Raw genomic sequence first — 16,961 nt, forward strand, 5'->3', positions numbered from 1 at the left:
CCATGCCTCCGGCTTCAGCTCAGCCTGCCGCCGCGGAAGGCTTCCACGGTGCGCATCACGCCGCGCAGCTCGGCCAGGCCCTTCAGGCGGCCGATGCAGGAATAGCCGGGGTTGATCTTCACGCCCTTCTTCACGCTCTCGATATCGTCCACCAGCAGGTGGCCGTGGTCGGGGCGCATCGGGATTTCGTAGTCCTCGCGGCCCTCGGCGCGGCGGCGGTCTTCCTCCGCCATCAGGGCCGCGACGCAGGCCACCATGTCGGTGCTGCCATCGAGATGGTCGGCCTCGTAGAAGGAACCGTCATCCTCGATCGTCACGTTGCGCAGATGCGCGAAATGGATGCGCGGGCCGAATTCCCTGGCCATGGCCGGCATGTCGTTGTCGCGGTTGCTGCCGAAGGCGCCGGTGCAATAGGTCAACCCGCTGGCGGGGTTCGGCACGGCCTCCAGCAGCGCGCGGGCATCGGCGGCGGTGGACATCACGCGCGGCATGCCGAAGATCGGGAAGGAGGGATCGTCGGGGTGGATGCAGAGCCGGGCGCCTTCCTCGGCGGCGGTCTCGGCCACCTCGCGCACGAACTGGATCATGTGGTCGCGCAGGCCGTCGGTGCCGATATCCTTGTAGGTATCGAGCATCTTCTGGAAGCCGGCGCGGTCGTAGACGAATTCACGGGCCGGCAGCCAGTCGATCATCAGCTTCTCGAGATTCGCCTTGTCGCTTTCCGACATGGTGGCGAAGCGCGCCTCGGCGGCCTTGCGGCGGGCCTCGGGGTGATCGGCCTCGGCGCCCGGGCGCCTGAGGATGAAGAGGTCGTAGGTGGCGATATCGGTCCAGTCGAAGCGCAGCGCCAGCCCGCCGGTGGGCAGGCGGTAATGCAGATCGGTGCGCGTCCAGTCCGTGATGGCCATGAAGTTGTAGCAGATGGTCTTCACCCCCGCGCGCGCCACGGCGCGGATGGAACCCTTGTACTGGTCGATCAGGTTCCGGAAGTCGCCGGTGCGGGTCTTGATATCCTCGTGCACCGCGATGCTCTCGACCACCGACCAGCGCAGCCCGGCGTCCTCGATGATCTTCTTGCGCTTCAGCACCTCGTCCTCGGGCCAGGCGCGGCCCTGGTTCATGTGGTGCAGGGCGGAGACGATGCCGGTGGCCCCCGCCTGCTTCACATGCTCCAGGGTCACGCTGTCATCGGGGCCGAACCAGCGCCAGGTCTGTTCCATTGTTCGTCTCCTTGCGTGAAAGTTCAGGCTGCCAGGCTGGCGCGCAGGGCGCCGCGCACGCCATCCCGCAGCAGCAGCGCCAGGGCCTCCCGCACCGCCGCGCGGAAGCCCTGATGCGCGGCCAGGGCAGGCTCGAAAACCTCCGGCATGGCGAAGAGCGCATCGGACAGCGCCGTTGCATCCCGCCCGGCGCCGCGCGCGGTGGCGGAGAGCACCTCGCCCATCGGGTCGTCGATCCTGTGGCTGCCGCCGGTCTCGTCCTCGCCCAGCAGGAAGAGCATCCAGGCGGCGACGGCCAGGGCGATGCGCTTCGGCACCACGCCCTGCGCCAGCCGGTCGGCCGCCGGGCGCAGCAGGCGCTGCGGCAGCTTCTGCGAGCCGTCCATGGCGATCTGCAGCAGCCGGTGGCGGATGGCGGGGTTGCGGAAGCGTTCCTCGAGTTGCGCCGTGTAGCCCGGCAGGTCGATGCCGGGCACCGGCGGCAGGGTGGGGATCACATCCTCCGCCCAGAGCCGCTTCAGGAAATCCGCCAGCAGCGGCTCGGCCATGGCTTCCGAGACGGTGCCGATGCCGGCGAGGCCGCCAAGATAGGCCAGCGAGGAATGCGCGCCGTTCAGGCAGCGCAGCTTCATCAGCTCATAGGCATGGACATCCTGGACCATCAGCGCCCCGGCTTCTTCCCAGCGCGGGCGGCCGTTCACAAAGCGGTCCTCGATCACCCACTGGGAAAAGGGTTCGGCCACGATGGGCCAGGCATCCTGGTAGCCCAGGGCGGCGATGGCGGCGCGGTCGGCATCGGTGGTGGCGGGGACGATGCGGTCCACCATGGTGGCGGGGAAGGAGACGTTCTCCGCCATCCAGCCGGCCAGGGAGGGGTCGCGGAGTTCCACGAAGCGCCGCAGCACCCGCTCCAGCGTCCGGCCATTGTCGGGCAGGTTGTCGCAGGTCATCAGAGTCACGGCGCCGGCGCCCGTCTCGGCACGGCGGCGCAGGGCGGCGGCCAGCAGGCCGGGCACGCTGCGCGGGGTGCCCTGGCCTTCCAGGTCGTGGCGGATGTCGGGGTGCTGCTCGTCCAGCGCGCCGCCGCTGTCCCGGCAATAGGCCTTTTCCGTCACCGTCAGGCCGATGATGCGGGTGGCGGGGTCGGCCAGCCGGGCCAGGGCGAGGTCCGGCTGTTCCGGCACCGTCAGTGCCTCCAGCACGCTGCCGATGATGCGCGCCTCATCGCCGCCAGGGCCGCGCGTCAGCACGGTGTAGAGCCCGTCCTGCGGCGCCAGCGCGTCCCGCACGGCGGGGGAGCGCAGGCTGAGGCCGCAGATGCCCCAACCGCTTTCGCCAGCCTCCAGCCGCTCCTCGGTATAGACGGCCTGATGCGCGCGGTGGAAAGCGCCGAGCCCCAGATGCACGATGCCGATGCCTTGCGCGGCGCGGTCATAGCCGGGGCGGCGCGGGCCGGCGGGCAGGCTGCCCAGGCTGGCGGCGCTGAGCCGGGGAGAGGAGGCGGTCATGGGGCCTCTTTCGTCTCGAAATGGTCGGGGAAGCGCTCGCAAAGCTTCGGCAGGGCGGAGAGCACCTCGGAGAGATGCTGGCGCATCGCCTCCTCCGCCGCATCCGGGTCGCGCCGGGCGATGGCGGCGACAATGGCGCGGTGCTGCGCGATCAGCAGTTCGCTGGGCGTGGCGTCGGGAATGCTGAGATAGCGCACCCGGTCCATTTGCAGCTTGACCTGGGCCAGGGCGGTCCAGGCAGCGGGGTGCCCCATCAGGGCGGCGAAGCTGCCATGCAGCTCATCGTCCAGCGCCAGGAAGGCGGGGTGGTCCTCCCGTGCCAGGGCGGCCTCCTGCGTGTCGATGACGCGGTGCATGGCATCCAGGGCGGAGCGCGGCGCCTCGGCCATGGCGGCGTGGCGCACCACCGCGCGCTCCACCGCGTCCCGCACCAGGCGGCCACCATTGACGCCCGCCACGGAAATACGCGTCACCAGGGTGCCGCGCTGTGGCAGGATGCGCACCAGCCCCGCTTCGGAGAGGCGGATCAGGGCCTCCCGCACCGGCTGGCGGCTGACGCCGAGCAGAGCCGCGACCTCGCTTTCCGGCAAGGTCTGGCCGGGCGGCAGGCGGTTGGTCACGATCTTGCGGCGCAGCAGGGCGGCGATGGCCAGCCCGACAGGCCCCGACTGCTCCATGGGGTCAAGGGGTTGCAGAACCTCTGACAGGCTCACTGCGGCACGTCCTCCGGCATCTGCGAAGGGCTTATCGCCCATTTGCATACTACCATACAGGACAGGCCAAAGCTTGCAAGCCTGTCCGCCGCCAGGAGCTAGCCGTGCCGGGCTGCCGCGCGGCGGTTGCGCCAGAGCAGGATGCCGCGCAGCGACAGCCAGCAGCCCATGGCCCAGGCAGCGCCCAGGCACCAGCCCGCCAGCACATCGGTGGGCCAGTGCACGCCCAGATAGACGCGGCTGAAGCCCACCAGCACCATCAGGGCCACGGCGGTGCCGAGGATATAGACCTTGTCCCGCCGCCGCCGCGCCACGCCCGCCAGCAGCGTGCCCAGGGTCAGGTAACAGACGGCCGAGAGCATGGCGTGGCCGCTGGGAAAGCTGGCGGTAAAGGTCTCCACCAGATGCGCCACCAGGTCCGGGCGCGGGCGGTTGAAGCCCAGCTTCAGCAGGCTGTTCAGCGCCGCGCCGCCGCCGAAGGAGACCACCAGCATCGCGGCCGAGAGCAGCTTGCGCTGCAGCAGCAGGTAGCCGGAGGCCAGGGCGCAGATCAGCGCCAGCACCGCGTGGCTGCCCAGCGAGGTGAAGTCGCGGAACATGATCTCCAGCCAGAAGGGCCCCAGCGGGTCGGCGGGGTCGGCCGGGTTGCGCAGCGCCATCAGCACCGCCTGGTCGAAGCCATGGGTATCGCCTTCCCCCACCTCGTCGATCAGGCGCACAAAGGCGAAGAGGCCGCCGGCACAGGCGAAGACCGCCGCCAGCAGCACGAACTGCGCCCAGGAGAACTGCTCCCAGTGCAGCTTGCCGCGTGGCATGGCCCTGGCCAGGCCGCGCAGGCGCCAACCGAGGAATGCCATGGCCGCCTTTCTCCTCACCATCCTGGGCCAAGACGCGGCAACCCGGCACGGGGTTGCCGCATCCGCGGCGCGGCTGGAGCGTTTCGGTTCGGCCCGATGACGGCTCATGGAGACCGCCCCCTGTCCCTCAACGCCGCGCCCGCCCCGCCCCGCCGCCTGCTGCTGCTGGTCAACCGCCAAGCCCGCAACGGCGGCGCGGCGCTGGACGAGGCGCTTGCCGTGCTGCGCGCCCATGACATCGTGGTGGAGGAACATCCCTGCTCCCCCGGCCAGAATGCCGCCGAGGTGATCCGCGCCCGCGCCGGCGAGGGCTTTTCCGCCGTGGTGCTGGGCGGCGGCGACGGCACGCTGAACGCCGCCGCGCCGGCCCTGCTGGACACCGGCCTGCCCTTCGGCATCCTGCCGCTCGGCACCGCCAATGACCTCGCGCGCTCCCTCGGCATCGGGCCGGACCTGGTGGAAGCGGCGCGGGTGATCGCCGCCGGCCACCTGCGCCGCATCGACCTGGGCGAGGTGAACGGCAAGCCCTTCTTCAATGTCGCCTCCATCGGCTTCAGCGCCGAGCTGGCCGGAGAGCTGCGAGCGGAAGCCAAGAAGCGCTGGGGCCGGTTGGGCTATGCCATCGCCGCCTTCCGGCTGCTGCGCCGCATCCGCCCCTTCACCGCCTGGATCACGCAGGAAGGGCGGGTGCGCAAGATCCGCACGGTGCAGATCTCGGTGGGCAACGGGCGCCACTACGGCGGCGGCATGACGGTGGAAAGCAGCGCCGCGCCGGATGATGGCAAGCTGGATATCTACAGCCTGGAGGTCGGCCATTGGTGGCGGCTGCTGGTGCTGTTCCCCTACCTGCGGCGCGGCACGCATGGGCAATGGCATGACGTGCGCGCCTTTCCCGCCGTCTCCTGCGCCGTTGCCACCCGGCGGCGGATGCCGGTGAACACGGATGGCGAGCTGACCGCCACCACCCCCGCCATGTTCCGGCTGCTGCCCAAATGCGTCAGCGTCTTCGCGCCGCCCGCGCCGCCGCCTGGCTGAGCGGCCGGCGGATGCGCGTGGGGCTGGCGCCGGCCACCCGCCCCGTGACAGACTTGCCGCAAAGCAAAGCGCTGCCCGGCCGGACTGGCCGGCACAAGCCAGGGAGAAAACACCAGAATGCCGCATCAGATCGATGGCCCGGCCTTTCACGCCGGGCGCGGCGCCGCCCGCCAGCAGACCGGGGCGCGACGCTGATGACCGCGCGCGATTACGACGCCCTGCCGCGCACCCCGGCCAACCACGTGCCGCTGACGCCGCTGCTGTTTACCGAGCGCAGCGCCGCCGCCTTCCCGGACCGCGTGGCGGTGGTCCATGGCGCGCAGCGCTGGACCTGGAAGCAGCACCGCGACCGCTGCGTGCAGCTCGCCTCGGCGCTGAACAAGCGCGGCATCGGGCGCGGCGACACCGTGGCGGTGCTGCTGCCCAATACGCCCGCCATGGTGGAATGCCACACCGGCGTGCCGATGTCGGGCGCCGTGCTGGGCGCCATCAATATCCGCCTGGATGCCGAGACCATCGCCTATATCCTCGACCATGGCGAGGCCAGGCTGGTGATCGCGGACCGCGAGCTGCTGCCGCTGCTGGAAGCCGCCCTGGCACTCTCCACCAGCAAGCCGCCGGTGGTCGAGGTCAACGACCCCGAAGCCCCCTTCCCCCATACCCTCGGCGGCGAGGACTACGAGGCGCTGCTGGCCTCCGGCGACCACGATTTCGCCTGGCCCCTGCCCTCCGATGAATGGGACGCCATCGCGCTGAACTATACCTCCGGCACCACCGGCCGGCCCAAGGGCGTGGTCTATCACCACCGCGGCGCGCATCTCTCGGCCATCGGGGATATCCTGGCCTGCCAGATGGCGGGGCCACCGACCTATCTCTGGACCCTGCCGATGTTCCATTGCAACGGCTGGTGCTTTCCCTGGGTCGTGGCGGCGCTCTCCGGCACCAATGTCTGCCTGCGCGCGGTGCGCGGCCCGGCGATGTGGGAGGCCATCGCCACCCATGGCGTGACCCATATGTGCGGTGCGCCGATCGTGCTCTCGACTTTGCTGGACACGCCCAACCGCCCCACCCTGCCCGGCCCGCTGCGCTTCATGGTGGCTGGCGCCCCGCCACCCGAGGCCGTGCTGGCCAAGGCCGCCGATGCCGGCATCACCGTTGTCCATATCTATGGCCTGACCGAATGCTACGGTCCCGCCGTGGTTAATGAATGGAAGCCCGAGGACGACGCCAGGGACGGCCCCGCCCGCGCCGCCCTGATGGCCCGCCAGGGCCTGCGCTACGTGACGCTGGAAGCGCTGGATGTTTTTGGCCCAGACGACACCCCCGTTCCCGCCGACGGCACCACCATGGGCGAGGTGGTGATGCGCGGCAACATGGTCGCCAAAGGCTACCTGAAGGACCCGGCGGCGACGGAGAAGGCCCTGACCGGCGGCTGGTTCCGCACCGGCGACCTGGGCGTGAAGCACCCGGACGGCTATGTGCAGGTGAAGGACCGCGCCAAGGACATCATCATCTCCGGCGGCGAGAACATCAGCAGCATCGAGGTGGAGGAAGCCCTCTACCGCCACCCCGCCGTGGCCGTCGCCGCCGTGATCGCCATGCCGGACGAGAAATGGGGCGAAGTGCCCTGCGCCTTTGTCGAGCTGCGCCCGGATGCCGAGGCCACCGAGGCCGAGCTGATCGCCTTCACCCGCGCCAGGCTGGCTGGCTACAAGGCGCCCAAGCGCATCGTGTTCGGCGAAGTGCCCAAGACCTCCACCGGCAAGCTGCAAAAGGCCAAGCTGCGCGCGACGGTGCGGGAAGCGGTGTAGAAGAAAAAGGCCGGGGGAATGAATTCCCCCGGGCCCCCATCTTCTTTTTTCCAGTTTCCGGCTGCGCCAGGCGGCCGAGGCTGGAGCCTCCGTAACCTTCCATTCATGAACTTGAAGAAAAAAGAAGGGGTTCCAGGGGAATTCATTCCCCTGGCCTTGCCTCGGCTTGGCCTGGGCCAAAGATTTCCCTCGACCGAAGGGGACAGATCCCATGGCCGCAAGGCAGTTGCATCTCGGCGCCTTCATGCGCCCCACCACCATCCATACCGGCGCCTGGCGCTATCCCGGCGCCTTTCCTGACGCCAACTTCAACTTCGCGCATCTGAAGCGCTTCGCGCAGACGCTGGAGCGCGGGAAGTTCGACGCCTTCTTCATGGCGGACCATCTGGCGCTGCTGAACATGCCGATGGAGGCGCTGAAGCGTTCCCACACCGTCACCTCCTTCGACCCGCTGACGCTGCTGCCGGCGCTGGCGGCGGTGACGGAGCGTATCGGGCTGATCGCCACGGCCTCAACCACCTTCAACGATCCCTATCACATCGCCCGCAAATTCGCCTCGCTGGACCATCTCAGCGGCGGGCGCGCGGGGTGGAACATCGTCACCACCTCCAACCCCGATGCGGCGCTGAACTTCGGCCAGACCGAGCAGATGGAGCACGGCGAGCGCTACCGCCGTGGCCGCGAGTTCTTCGATGTCGTCACCGGCCTTTGGGATAGCTGGGCCGACGATGCCTTCACGCGCGACGTGGAGAGCGGCTTGTTCTTCGACCCCGCCAAGCTGCATGTGCTGGACCACAAGGGCGAGTTCTTCCAGGTGCGCGGGCCGCTGAACGTGGCGCGGCCGGTGCAGGGCTGGCCGGTGATCGTGCAGGCCGGTGCCTCGGAGGCCGGGCGGCAACTGGCGGCGGAAACGGCGGAGGTGATCTTCGCGGCGACGCCGACGCTGGAGGATGGCCGGAGCTTCTACCGCGACGTGAAAACCCGCATGGCGGCGCTGGGGCGCGACCCCTCGCACCTGAAGATCCTGCCCGGCTGCTTCGTGGTGATCGGCGAGACGGAGGAGGATGCGCGCGCCAGGCGAGCCAAGCTGGACAGCCTGGTTTATTACGAAAGCGGCGTGGCCTCGCTGTCTATCGCGCTGGGGCATGACGCCTCGGGCTTCGACCCCGATGGGCCGCTGCCGGAAATCCCGCCCAGCAATGCCAGCAAGAGCAGCCGGGAACGGGTGATCGCCCTGGCGGAGCGCGAGAAGCTGACGGTGCGGCAACTGGCGCAGCGGCTGGGCGGCTATCCCGGTTCCGCCATGGTGGGCACCGCCGAGAGCATCGCGGACCAGATGCAGCAATGGCTGGAGGCGGAAGCCTGCGACGGCTTCAACATCATGTTCTCCCACGTGCCGGACGGGCTGGACGACTTCGTGGAGAAGGTGGTGCCGGCCTTGCAGCGGCGCGGCATCTTCCGCCGCGAATACGAGGGCACCACCCTGCGGGAGAACCTGGGCCTGCCGCGCCCGGCCAACCGCTTCTTCCCGGCCTGAGGCGGCCTTGCCACGCCCGCCGTCCCGCGCGAAGTGAGGGGCAGGAGCCCGTCATCTCCGCCAGGAAGGCCTGACACTGTCCGAGACCGCCGAAAGCCCCGCCCCCGCAGCCGAGACTACCGCCCCGCGCGCGGCCTGGGGCGGCTGGGCGCGGCTGCTCTCGCCCCTGGTGCTGCTGCTGCTCTGGCAGGCGGCCAGCGCCAGCGGGCTGCTGCCGGAGCGCATCCTGGCCTCCCCCTCGCAGATTGCCGCGACGGCCTGGGAACTAGTGCGCTCGGGCGAGCTGCTGCGGGGCCTGCTGGTCTCCTTCCTGCGCGTGGCGGCGGGCTTCGGCATCGCGCTGGTGCTGGGCGTGGCGCTGGCGGTGGTCTCCGGCCTGTCGCGCATTGGGGAGGTGCTGGTGGACCCGCCCTTGCAGATGCTGAAGGCCATGCCCTTCCTGGGGCTGCTGCCGCTCTTCATCCTGTGGTTCGGCATTGGCGAGGCGCCCAAGGTCGGCCTTGTCGCCCTGGGTGCCCTCTTTCCCATCTACCTGACGCTGCATGCCGGCATTCGGGGCGTGGACCTGAAGCTGGTGGAAGCCGGCCGCACCCTGGGCCTGACGCGGCTGGAGCGGGTGCGGCACATCATCCTGCCCGGCGCCCTGCCCTCCCTGCTGGTGGGGGTGCGCTACGGGCTCAGCATCGCCTGGCTGTCCCTGGTGGTGGGGGAGCAGATCAATGCCAGCAGCGGGTTGGGCGCGCTGATCACCAATGCGCGGGACTTCCTGCAGACCGACGTGATCGTGGTCTGCCTGCTGGTCTATGCCGCCATGGGGCTGGCGACGGATGGGCTGGTGCGGCTGCTGGAAGCGCGCGGGCTGCGCTGGCGCCGGCCGGTGGTGGCGGCATGAAGCCGGTGCTGGAGGTTCAGGGCCTGAGCCGTGCCTTTGGCCACCGCGTAGTGCTGGACCGGCTGGAGCTTTCGGTCGCGCCCGGAGAATTCGTGGCGCTGCTGGGCCGCAGCGGCTCCGGCAAGTCCACGCTGCTGCGGGTGCTGGCGGGGCTGGATGCGGTGCCGCCCGGCGTGGCGCGGCTGCCGCAACGCCGGGCCGTGGTCTTTCAGGAACCACGGCTGATGCCCTGGAAGACGGTGGCGCAGAATGTCGCCCTCGGCCTGCGGCGGGATGATGCCGAGGCGGCCGCCCGCGCCGCCCTGGCCGAGGTCGGGCTGGCCGCGCGCGCCGATGCCTGGCCCATCACGCTCTCGGGCGGCGAGGCGCAGCGCGCCGCCCTGGCCCGCGCCCTGGTGCGCCAGCCCGATTTGCTGCTGCTGGACGAACCCTTCGCCGCGCTGGATGCCCTGACGCGCATCCGCATGCATTCGCTGGTAGGCGACCTCTGGCGCGCCCACCGCCCCGCCATCCTGCTGGTGACGCATGACGTGCGGGAGGCCGTGCTGCTGGCCGACCGCGTGCTGATCCTGGAAGGCGGCCAGATCACCCACCAGACGGAGGTTTCCGCCGCGCATCCGCGCCGGCATGGCGACCCCGCGCTGGCGGCGCTGGAAGCCGGATTGCTCGCCCGCCTCGGCGTGGAGCAGGCCCTGACACACTGAGCCGGGAAGAACGAACCATGCAACGCCGCACCCTGGGCAAGCTGAGCGCCGCCCTGCTGCTTCCCGCTCTGGCCTCCGCCCGCGCAGCGGAAGGCGAGACCGTGCGCATCGGCTGGCTGCGCGCGCCCAACGACCTCACCACCGGCCGCGCCCGCGGCACGCTGGAAAAGGCACTGGCGGCGCAAGGCGCGAAGCTGGAATGGGCTGGCCCCTTCCCCGCCGCCGCCCCGGCGCTGGAGGCGCTGAATGCCGGCAGCATCGACATCACCGCCGGGTCCTCCACCGCCTGCATCGCGGCATTGGCGGCGCGCATCCCCATGGTGATCTTCGCCTACCAGAAGATCTCGGCGGGTGGTGAAGGCATCCTGGTGAAGCAGGACTCCCCCATCCGCAGCCTGGCCGACCTCGCGGGCAAAAGCGTCGCGGTGAATCGCGGCGGCACCGGCGAATACCTGCTGATGCGTGCGCTGGAAAAGAAGGGCGTGGATGCCTCGGCCGTGAAGCGCGTCTATCTCAGCCCCAGCGACAGCGGCGCCGCCTTCACCCAGGGCCATGTCGATGCCTGGGCCACCTGGGACCCCTTCGTCGTCATCGGCGTGCAGAACTATGGCGCGCGCGTGCTGGCGGATGGCGCCGACATCGGCTCCGACAATGCCGTGACGCTGATGGCCAGCCGGGACTTCGTGGAAAGGAAACGCCCGCTGCTGCAGACGGTCTTCGACACCTGCCTAGACGACAACCGCTGGGCCCGGAACAACAAGAACGAAGCCGGCCGCATCTGGGCCGAGGCGATGAGCCTGCCCCCTGGCCTCGCCCCTGCCATCGGCGAGAACAACGCCGTGCCGACGCGCGGCGTCACCGATGCCGATGTGGCGCAGATCGAGCAGATCGCCGACTGGTATGTCTCCAGCAAAATCGTGCCACGCCGGCCGGATATCGCGGCCGGCGTGGTGAAGCTGGGCTAGAACTCAGTCCAGCCCCTCGCAGCCCAGGCGGCGCAGCGTCTCGTCGACCCAAGGGGCGGAATAGGTGCCGGCCTCGATCGCGGCAGCCTGCTTCACCTCCGCCGCCTGCTTGGCGGCGGCGGCGGCATGGATGGTCTCCACCTCCTCGAAAGGCACGCAAAGCAGCCCGTCATCGTCGCCCAGCACCAGGTCGCCGGGCGCGATCACCATGCCGTCGAAGGCCACCGGCACATTGATCTCGCCCGGGCCGTCCTTGTAGGGCCCGCGATGCGTCACGCCCGCCGCGAAGACCGGAAAGTCCTGCGCGGCGATGGCGGCGCTGTCGCGGATGGCGCCATGGATCACGATGCCGCCCAGGCGCTTCTTCACCATCTGCGCCAGCATCAACTCGCCGATCAGCGCATTGGTCAGGTCGCCGCCGGCATCCACCACGATCACGTCGCCCGGCGCCGCCAGGGCCAGGGCCTTGTGGATCATCAGGTTGTCGCCGGGGCGGGTCTTCACCGTCAGCGCCGGGCCGGCCATCTGGCCGCCGCGATGCATCGGCCGCAGCCGCGGCCCGCCCGCCGTCATGCGCGCCATCACGTCACTGACATTGGCCACGGGAAGGCTGCGGAAGCGCTCCGCCCATTCCGCGCCCACCTGCCGCGCGCGCGGCAAAATCCTGAATCCAATGGCCACCGGCGACCCTCCCTCATGTTCCGCGCCCAGGCTCCCGCAACCCGGCATGGAACGCAACGCCATTTCAGAATTCAGCCAGTGCTTGCCGGCCAGCCCAGCGGAGCGTTAGACCTGCGCGTCATGACATCCAAGCCCAGGGCCACGCCCGCGATGGAAGGCGTCGCTTCCGCCGAGCGCACGCTGGCCCTGCTCAGCGCCTTCCGCAAGGGCGACGGCGCCGTCTCTCTCGCTGAACTCTCGGCGCGCACGGGGCTGGTGAAGAGCACCATCATGCGCATCGCCGTCTCGCTCGAAGCCGCCGGCTACCTGTCCCGCACCGAGGGCGGCTACCGCCTGGGGGCGGAACTGCTGCGCCTCGGCATGGTCTACCAGCATTCCTTCCGGCTGGAAGCGCATGTGATGCCGGTGCTGGAACACCTGGTCGCCGCCACCGGCGAAAGCGCCGCCTTCTACATCCGCGATGGCGAAGCGCGGCAATGCCTCTTCCGCGTCGATTCGCCGCACCGGCTGCGCCTGCATGTGCGCCAGGGCGACCTGCTGCCGATGGACATGTCCGCCATCGCCCAGGTGCTGCGCATCTTCACCACCACGCCCCTGCCGCCCGAGGCCGATGCGCTGGATTTCCCCCTCTACACCGCCGGCGTCCACGACCCGCACGCGGCCGGCCTCGCCATGCCTGTCTTCGGCCCCGAAGACCATTTCGCCGGGGCGCTGAGCATCACCGGCCCCATCACCCGCCTGACGCCCAAGGCCGCCCGCGCTGCTACGAAAATCCTGCGGGAAGCAGCCGCCGGGCTGACGCGCGGCCTGGGCGGGCAGCCGCCGCTGGCGCTGCGCGGCACAGGGCGGAGGAAAAGGTCGGGGGAATGAATTCCCCCGAACCCCCATCTTCTTTTTTCGAGTTGGTTTCGGGCTGAAGCGGAGGGCGCCGTGATGCTTTCAATAATGGGCCATGCAGGGCTAAGCCCTTCGGCGCACTGGAAAACTCGAAAACAAAAGAAGGGGGCCTGGGGGAATTCATTCCCCCAGCCTTTCTTCAAGCCTCCGCTGGCTCCATCCGCGCCTCGATGGCTTCCAGCGCCTCCTGATAATTCGCCGGAATACGCCCGCCGAAGTGTTCCTTCAGCCCCAGCGCTTCCACCCAGCGCAGCCGCTCGGCGGTGGAACGGGTCATGATGGGCTCGATGCCGACATCGGCCAGCGCATCAGCCGCCATGGCGGCTTCCTCGGCGCGGCGGCGGGCGTGGATGACGCCGGTGGTGATCAGGTTGCCGGCGAAATCCGGGAAGGGACGCGACATCAGCGTCTTGGCGGCGGATTGCAGCACTGCCTCATCCAGCCCGTAGCGGCGGGCGCCCAGCATCATCTCGTCCACCAGCGCCTCGATGCCCTTGATCAGCACGGAGCGCAGGATCTTGATGGCCGATGCGGTGCCGAGTTCCGGCCCCACGGCCTCGATCCTCATGCCCCAGGGCACCAGCGCGTCCCGCACCGCCTCGGCCGCCGCACCGCTGGCCAGGATGGGCAGCGCCAGCCCGTCGCGCGGCGTGCCGACGATGGAGCCATCGGCGACCAGCGCGCCCGTGCCTTCCAGCTTCGCGGCCATGGCCTGCTTCACCTTCGGGGTGGCGGAGGCGATGTCGATGAACAGATGCCGCGATGTCAGATGCGGCGCGAAATTCGCGGCACTCTCCACGGAGGCTGAGCCGGGCGTCACGCCGATGATGATATCGGCCCGCTCCGCCAGTTCCGCCGCCGAGCGCAGCAGCGGCACGCCCGCGGCTTCCGCGCGGCCTTGGATCAGCGTGGCATAGGGGCCATCGAAGGCACCGGTGTCGAAGCTGGAGACCTGCTCCAGCCCTTGCGCGCGCAACCCAGCGCCCAGCGTGCTGCCGACTTCGCCATAGCCGATCAGGCCGACCTTGATCTGCCGCATTGTCATCATACCCGTCGCACGTTCCAGAATTTGACGAAGCCATCCAGCACACCGTCGATGCTGCGGCGCCAGGCCATGGGCTGGAAGATCTGCCCGGTGGGAATGAAGGTGGCATCCTGCCAGGCCTGGAGCTGGATCTGCTCCGCCAGTTGCTTTTGCCTGGCGGGGTCGCGCTCTTCCAGCCAGGCGTCGCGCAGGCGCTCGCCCTCGGGGCTTTCGGGCCAGCCGTACCAGCCCTTCAACCCATTGCCGCGCGCCACGCTGGTCACCGCCGGGTCTAGGATATTGAGACCGGAGACCATGGAAGGAAACACGCTCCAGCCGCCCTTCTCCACCGGCTCGCGCGAATTGCGCCGCTGGAAGAGCGTGCCGCTGTCCACCGCCTGCACATCCACATTCAGGCCGATGCGCTTGAAGAGGTCGATGCCCACCTGCCCGATCGGCGCGCTGACGGGGTGGTCCATCGGCAGCATGAAGGCCACCTTCTCGCCCTTGTAGCCGGATTCGGCCACGGCCTTGCGCGCGGCCTCGATATTCGTCTTGCCGAAGAGCTTGTCCAGGCCTGCGTCGTTGGCCATGGGTGTGCCGGGACAGAACATGCCCAGCTTGACATGCCAGGTATCGGGCTCGCTGCTATAGGCCTGCATGAATTCCGCCTGGTCGACGGCGGCCAGCACGGCGCGGCGCAGCGCCACATTGTCGAAAGGCGGCTGGATGCAGTTGAAGCGCAGAATGGGCGTCAGGCCCTGGCGGTCCTTCACCTCCACGCGCAGGTTGCGGTCGCGCTTCAGCATTGGCGCCAGGTCGGGGGAAGGTGTTTCCCACCAATCCACCTCGCCCGCCTGCAGGGCGGAGGATGCGGCCGAGACATCCGGCATCACGGTCCATTCGACCCGCTCGAAATGCGCCACCTTCGGCCCGGCGGTGCCGCCGGGCGTGCCGCCCTGGCGCGGCACATAGCCCTCGAAGCGCGCATAGGCGGCGCGGGCGCCGGCCATGTGCTCCTTTTCCAGGAAGCGGAAGGGGCCGGAGCCCACCATCTCCGTCACCTGCTTGGCCGCGTCCGTCACCGCCAGCCGCTCCGGCATGATGGCGCACATGCTGGGCGAGGCTTTTGCCAGCGCCGCCGGCAGCAGCGGGAAAGGCTTGTTGAGGCGGAAGACGATGGTTTTGTCGTCGCGCGCCGAAAGCTCATCCGTCGCGACCATCAGCGCCTGGCCGAAGGAATCGCGGGAAGCCCAGCGCTTGATGCTGGCGACGCAGTCACGCGCCGTCACGGCGCTGCCGTCATGGAAGCGCAGGCCCTCGCGCAGCGTCAGCAGCCAGCGGCGGCCGTCATCCTCCACGGCATGGCCTTCCACCATCTGCGGCTGCGGCTGGAAGTTGCTGTCCAGGCCATAGAGCGTGTCGAAGATCAGGAAGGCATGGTTGCGCGTGGGCGTCGCCGTGGTGGCCACCGGGTCCAGCAGCGAAAGGTCGACGAAGGGCACGAATCGCAGCACGCTTTCCCCCTGGGCCCGCGCGAGGCGGGGCATGGCCAGGGGCGTGATGGCCGCGGCGGAAACCCCGGCCAGGAAATGGCGACGCAACATGAACCGTTTCTCCCCTCCGCCCGCCATGCCCTTCGATGGGGCTTTTCCGGGTCATTTCGAAATGGCGTTTCGTTTTCAGCTTGCGAGCCTCCGCTTTGCCCTGTCAAGCGCTCGGCACCGGCCTTTCACGGCAAGGCGCGCCGCCGGGAGCAGGCATGACGGAAACTTCCGCCGGCATTTTCGTGCCGAAGGCGCCCATGTTGTCATCGGCACGGAGCATCGCGCCAATGTGAAGCGGCAGATGTTCTTTGGATGCATCAAGCAACAAAAACGCGGGATAGGCTGCCTATGAAGTAATTTTAAGGCGCTTCGGGGCGCTGGAAACTTGGAAAATATTAAATCCTGCGCAAATCCTAGCTCCACCTCTTGCACAGAATTCAATTCGATGGTGCAGGAGGCTTTCATCGACCTTGGCTGGCTTGTGCTGCAAGGGCGCTCGCTGGCCGACGGGGCGCCAGACCCGCGTTTCATTCTGCTGCACCAGAATGTCGGCGTGGTGTTGCTGGATGCGGCCCCGGGGAGGGTGCCGGATGCCGTGGAACGCCTGCGCCGCCGCCTGCATGTGGCACGCTTCGGGCAGCAGTTCCCCGGCCACCTGCCCGTCATCTACTGCTCCCTGACGGAGCAAGACCTGTGGCGCCTTTCCGTGACGCTCGATACCGCTTTCGGTGCCGACCAACCCATGGGCCTGCGGGATCAGGAATGGATACCGGCGCTGGAGGCTCTCCTGCCATCTTCCGCGCCAGCCATGCCACGCTCGCGGGCCGAGCAGCCATCGCCCCGGCCAGCCGCCTCCATGCCGCGGCCGAAGGCGGCACCCGCTGCGGCGCCACGGCCAGCGGCCGCCGCGCCGCTCCCCTGGGCGCAGGACGATATTGCGGAGGCGGATTTTCCCGCCCTGCTGCCGCCCTCCCCGCCGCCCCGCGCCTTCAGCTTCAGCGGGGCCGGATCGGCGGCGCTGGTTCTGCTGGCCATGGCGGCGAGTGGCGCGGTGGTGCTGGAACATATCGCGCCACAGCAGACCGGCCCGGCCTGGCGCCACCTCGCCGGGCTGCTGGGCCATGACGGAGCGGCGGTGCCCGAGGCCGCGCCGCGCCAGGTTCTCACCACCGCCACGGCGGAAGCGGCACCGGCCCTGCCTGTTCCGCGCCCTGTTGCCCTGACCCCGCCGCCGCCATCCAGCAGCCGGCAGGAGGAAGGCGGCAGGATTTCCACCCCCATCGAACCCACGCGGGCGGCAGCGCAGCAGAGCAGGCCGCAACCCGCTGAAGCCACCCAACGCGCGCTGCCTCCTTTGCCCGCGACAGCGACACGCAGCCTGAGTGGAGAAACGCCGCCAGTACCGCTGGTCAGCGCCGAGGCTCCTCCTTTCCCCTTCCTGTCCACGCCCTCCGCCGAGGCGGCTCGCCTGGTTGCCACGACGGCGGAGCGGCCGCCGGTGATCCATGCCGCCGCGCCGCTGCTGCTGGCCGCCGCCGAGCCCGCACCGCTGGCCGCCGCCGCCGATCCG

The 16,961-nt window shown here is 69.5% G+C and carries 15 protein-coding genes and 1 pseudogene; 9 read left to right on the top strand and 7 right to left on the bottom strand.

The window, feature by feature from the left end; genetic code table 11:
• Positions 1 to 14: 14 nt before the first annotated feature.
• The 4 genes from uxuA to IBL25_RS09880 form a co-directional block, all read right to left on the bottom strand.
• Entirely contained in the window at positions 15 to 1,220 is a 1,206-nt protein-coding gene (uxuA, locus tag IBL25_RS09865; protein ID WP_187778380.1) for a mannonate dehydratase, read from the bottom strand.
• A gap of 23 nt (positions 1,221 to 1,243) precedes the next feature.
• Positions 1,244 to 2,728 (bottom strand): mannitol dehydrogenase family protein, encoded by a 1,485-nt coding sequence (locus IBL25_RS09870; RefSeq protein WP_187778381.1) that lies wholly within the window; start codon positions 2,726 to 2,728, stop codon positions 1,244 to 1,246.
• On the bottom strand, positions 2,725 to 3,441 hold the full coding sequence (locus IBL25_RS27275) for a GntR family transcriptional regulator (protein ID WP_367615590.1): 717 nt from the start codon (positions 3,439 to 3,441) through the stop codon (positions 2,725 to 2,727). Before IBL25_RS27275 ends, IBL25_RS09870 begins: the two co-directional genes overlap by 4 nt.
• Before the next feature lie 98 nt (positions 3,442 to 3,539).
• Entirely contained in the window at positions 3,540 to 4,298 is a 759-nt protein-coding gene (locus tag IBL25_RS09880; RefSeq protein WP_187778382.1) for a phosphatase PAP2 family protein, read from the bottom strand.
• Between the two features lie 96 nt (positions 4,299 to 4,394).
• Here IBL25_RS09880 and IBL25_RS09885 point away from each other — a divergent pair, with 96 nt between their 5' ends.
• The 6 genes from IBL25_RS09885 to IBL25_RS09910 all read left to right on the top strand — a co-directional run bounded on the left by IBL25_RS09885 (position 4,395) and on the right by IBL25_RS09910 (position 11,242).
• On the top strand, positions 4,395 to 5,333 hold the full coding sequence (locus IBL25_RS09885; RefSeq protein ID WP_187778383.1) for a lipid kinase: 939 nt from the start codon (positions 4,395 to 4,397) through the stop codon (positions 5,331 to 5,333).
• 194 nt (positions 5,334 to 5,527) lie between these two features.
• Positions 5,528 to 7,144: an AMP-binding protein gene (locus tag IBL25_RS09890; protein WP_187778384.1), complete on the top strand. Its 1,617-nt coding sequence runs from the start codon at positions 5,528 to 5,530 to the stop codon at positions 7,142 to 7,144.
• Positions 7,145 to 7,355: 211 nt separating this feature from the next.
• Positions 7,356 to 8,681: an LLM class flavin-dependent oxidoreductase gene (locus IBL25_RS09895; RefSeq protein WP_187778385.1), complete on the top strand. Its 1,326-nt coding sequence runs from the start codon at positions 7,356 to 7,358 to the stop codon at positions 8,679 to 8,681.
• A 169-nt stretch (positions 8,682 to 8,850) separates the two neighbouring features.
• The gene (locus IBL25_RS09900) at positions 8,851 to 9,573 is read left to right on the top strand and encodes an ABC transporter permease (RefSeq protein ID WP_367615591.1); all 723 of its coding nucleotides are present in this window, start codon (positions 8,851 to 8,853) and stop codon (positions 9,571 to 9,573) included.
• Entirely contained in the window at positions 9,570 to 10,277 is a 708-nt protein-coding gene (locus IBL25_RS09905; RefSeq protein ID WP_187778386.1) for an ABC transporter ATP-binding protein, read from the top strand. The genes IBL25_RS09900 and IBL25_RS09905 overlap by 4 nt, the downstream gene beginning before the upstream one ends.
• A 17-nt stretch (positions 10,278 to 10,294) precedes the next feature.
• The gene (locus IBL25_RS09910; RefSeq protein ID WP_187778387.1) at positions 10,295 to 11,242 is read left to right on the top strand and encodes an aliphatic sulfonate ABC transporter substrate-binding protein; all 948 of its coding nucleotides are present in this window, start codon (positions 10,295 to 10,297) and stop codon (positions 11,240 to 11,242) included.
• A gap of 3 nt (positions 11,243 to 11,245) precedes the next feature.
• On the opposite strand, the gene IBL25_RS09915 is transcribed toward IBL25_RS09910, so the two are convergent.
• Complete coding sequence (locus tag IBL25_RS09915) at positions 11,246 to 11,923, bottom strand: RraA family protein (RefSeq protein ID WP_239419424.1); 678 nt, start codon at positions 11,921 to 11,923, stop codon at positions 11,246 to 11,248.
• Positions 11,924 to 12,043: 120 nt separating this feature from the next.
• Here IBL25_RS09915 and IBL25_RS09920 point away from each other — a divergent pair, with 120 nt between their 5' ends.
• A complete protein-coding gene (locus tag IBL25_RS09920) occupies positions 12,044 to 12,793 on the top strand; it encodes an IclR family transcriptional regulator (protein ID WP_187778388.1) in 750 nt (249 codons plus the stop codon).
• A gap of 166 nt (positions 12,794 to 12,959) precedes the next feature.
• Here the strand turns inward: IBL25_RS09920 and IBL25_RS09925 are convergent, their stop codons facing one another.
• Both IBL25_RS09925 and IBL25_RS09930 read right to left on the bottom strand, forming a co-directional pair.
• Complete coding sequence (locus IBL25_RS09925) at positions 12,960 to 13,859, bottom strand: NAD(P)-dependent oxidoreductase (protein WP_238940323.1); 900 nt, start codon at positions 13,857 to 13,859, stop codon at positions 12,960 to 12,962.
• A 5-nt stretch (positions 13,860 to 13,864) separates the two neighbouring features.
• Positions 13,865 to 15,451, bottom strand: coding sequence for an ABC transporter substrate-binding protein (locus IBL25_RS09930; protein ID WP_187778390.1), 1,587 nt, complete (start codon positions 15,449 to 15,451; stop codon positions 13,865 to 13,867).
• On the opposite strand from IBL25_RS09930, the gene IBL25_RS09935 reads away from it, so the two are divergent.
• Both IBL25_RS09935 and IBL25_RS09940 read left to right on the top strand, forming a co-directional pair.
• Complete coding sequence (locus tag IBL25_RS09935) at positions 15,450 to 15,743, top strand: hypothetical protein (RefSeq protein WP_187778391.1); 294 nt, start codon at positions 15,450 to 15,452, stop codon at positions 15,741 to 15,743. The two genes, IBL25_RS09930 and IBL25_RS09935, sit on opposite strands and share 2 nt — an antisense overlap.
• A gap of 93 nt (positions 15,744 to 15,836) precedes the next feature.
• Positions 15,837 to 16,961: pseudogene (locus IBL25_RS09940) on the top strand (hypothetical protein); the annotation flags it as partial.

The sequence above is a fragment of the Pseudoroseomonas ludipueritiae genome (genome assembly GCF_014490445.1).
Classification (GTDB): Bacteria; Pseudomonadota; Alphaproteobacteria; order Acetobacterales; family Acetobacteraceae; genus Pseudoroseomonas; species Pseudoroseomonas ludipueritiae.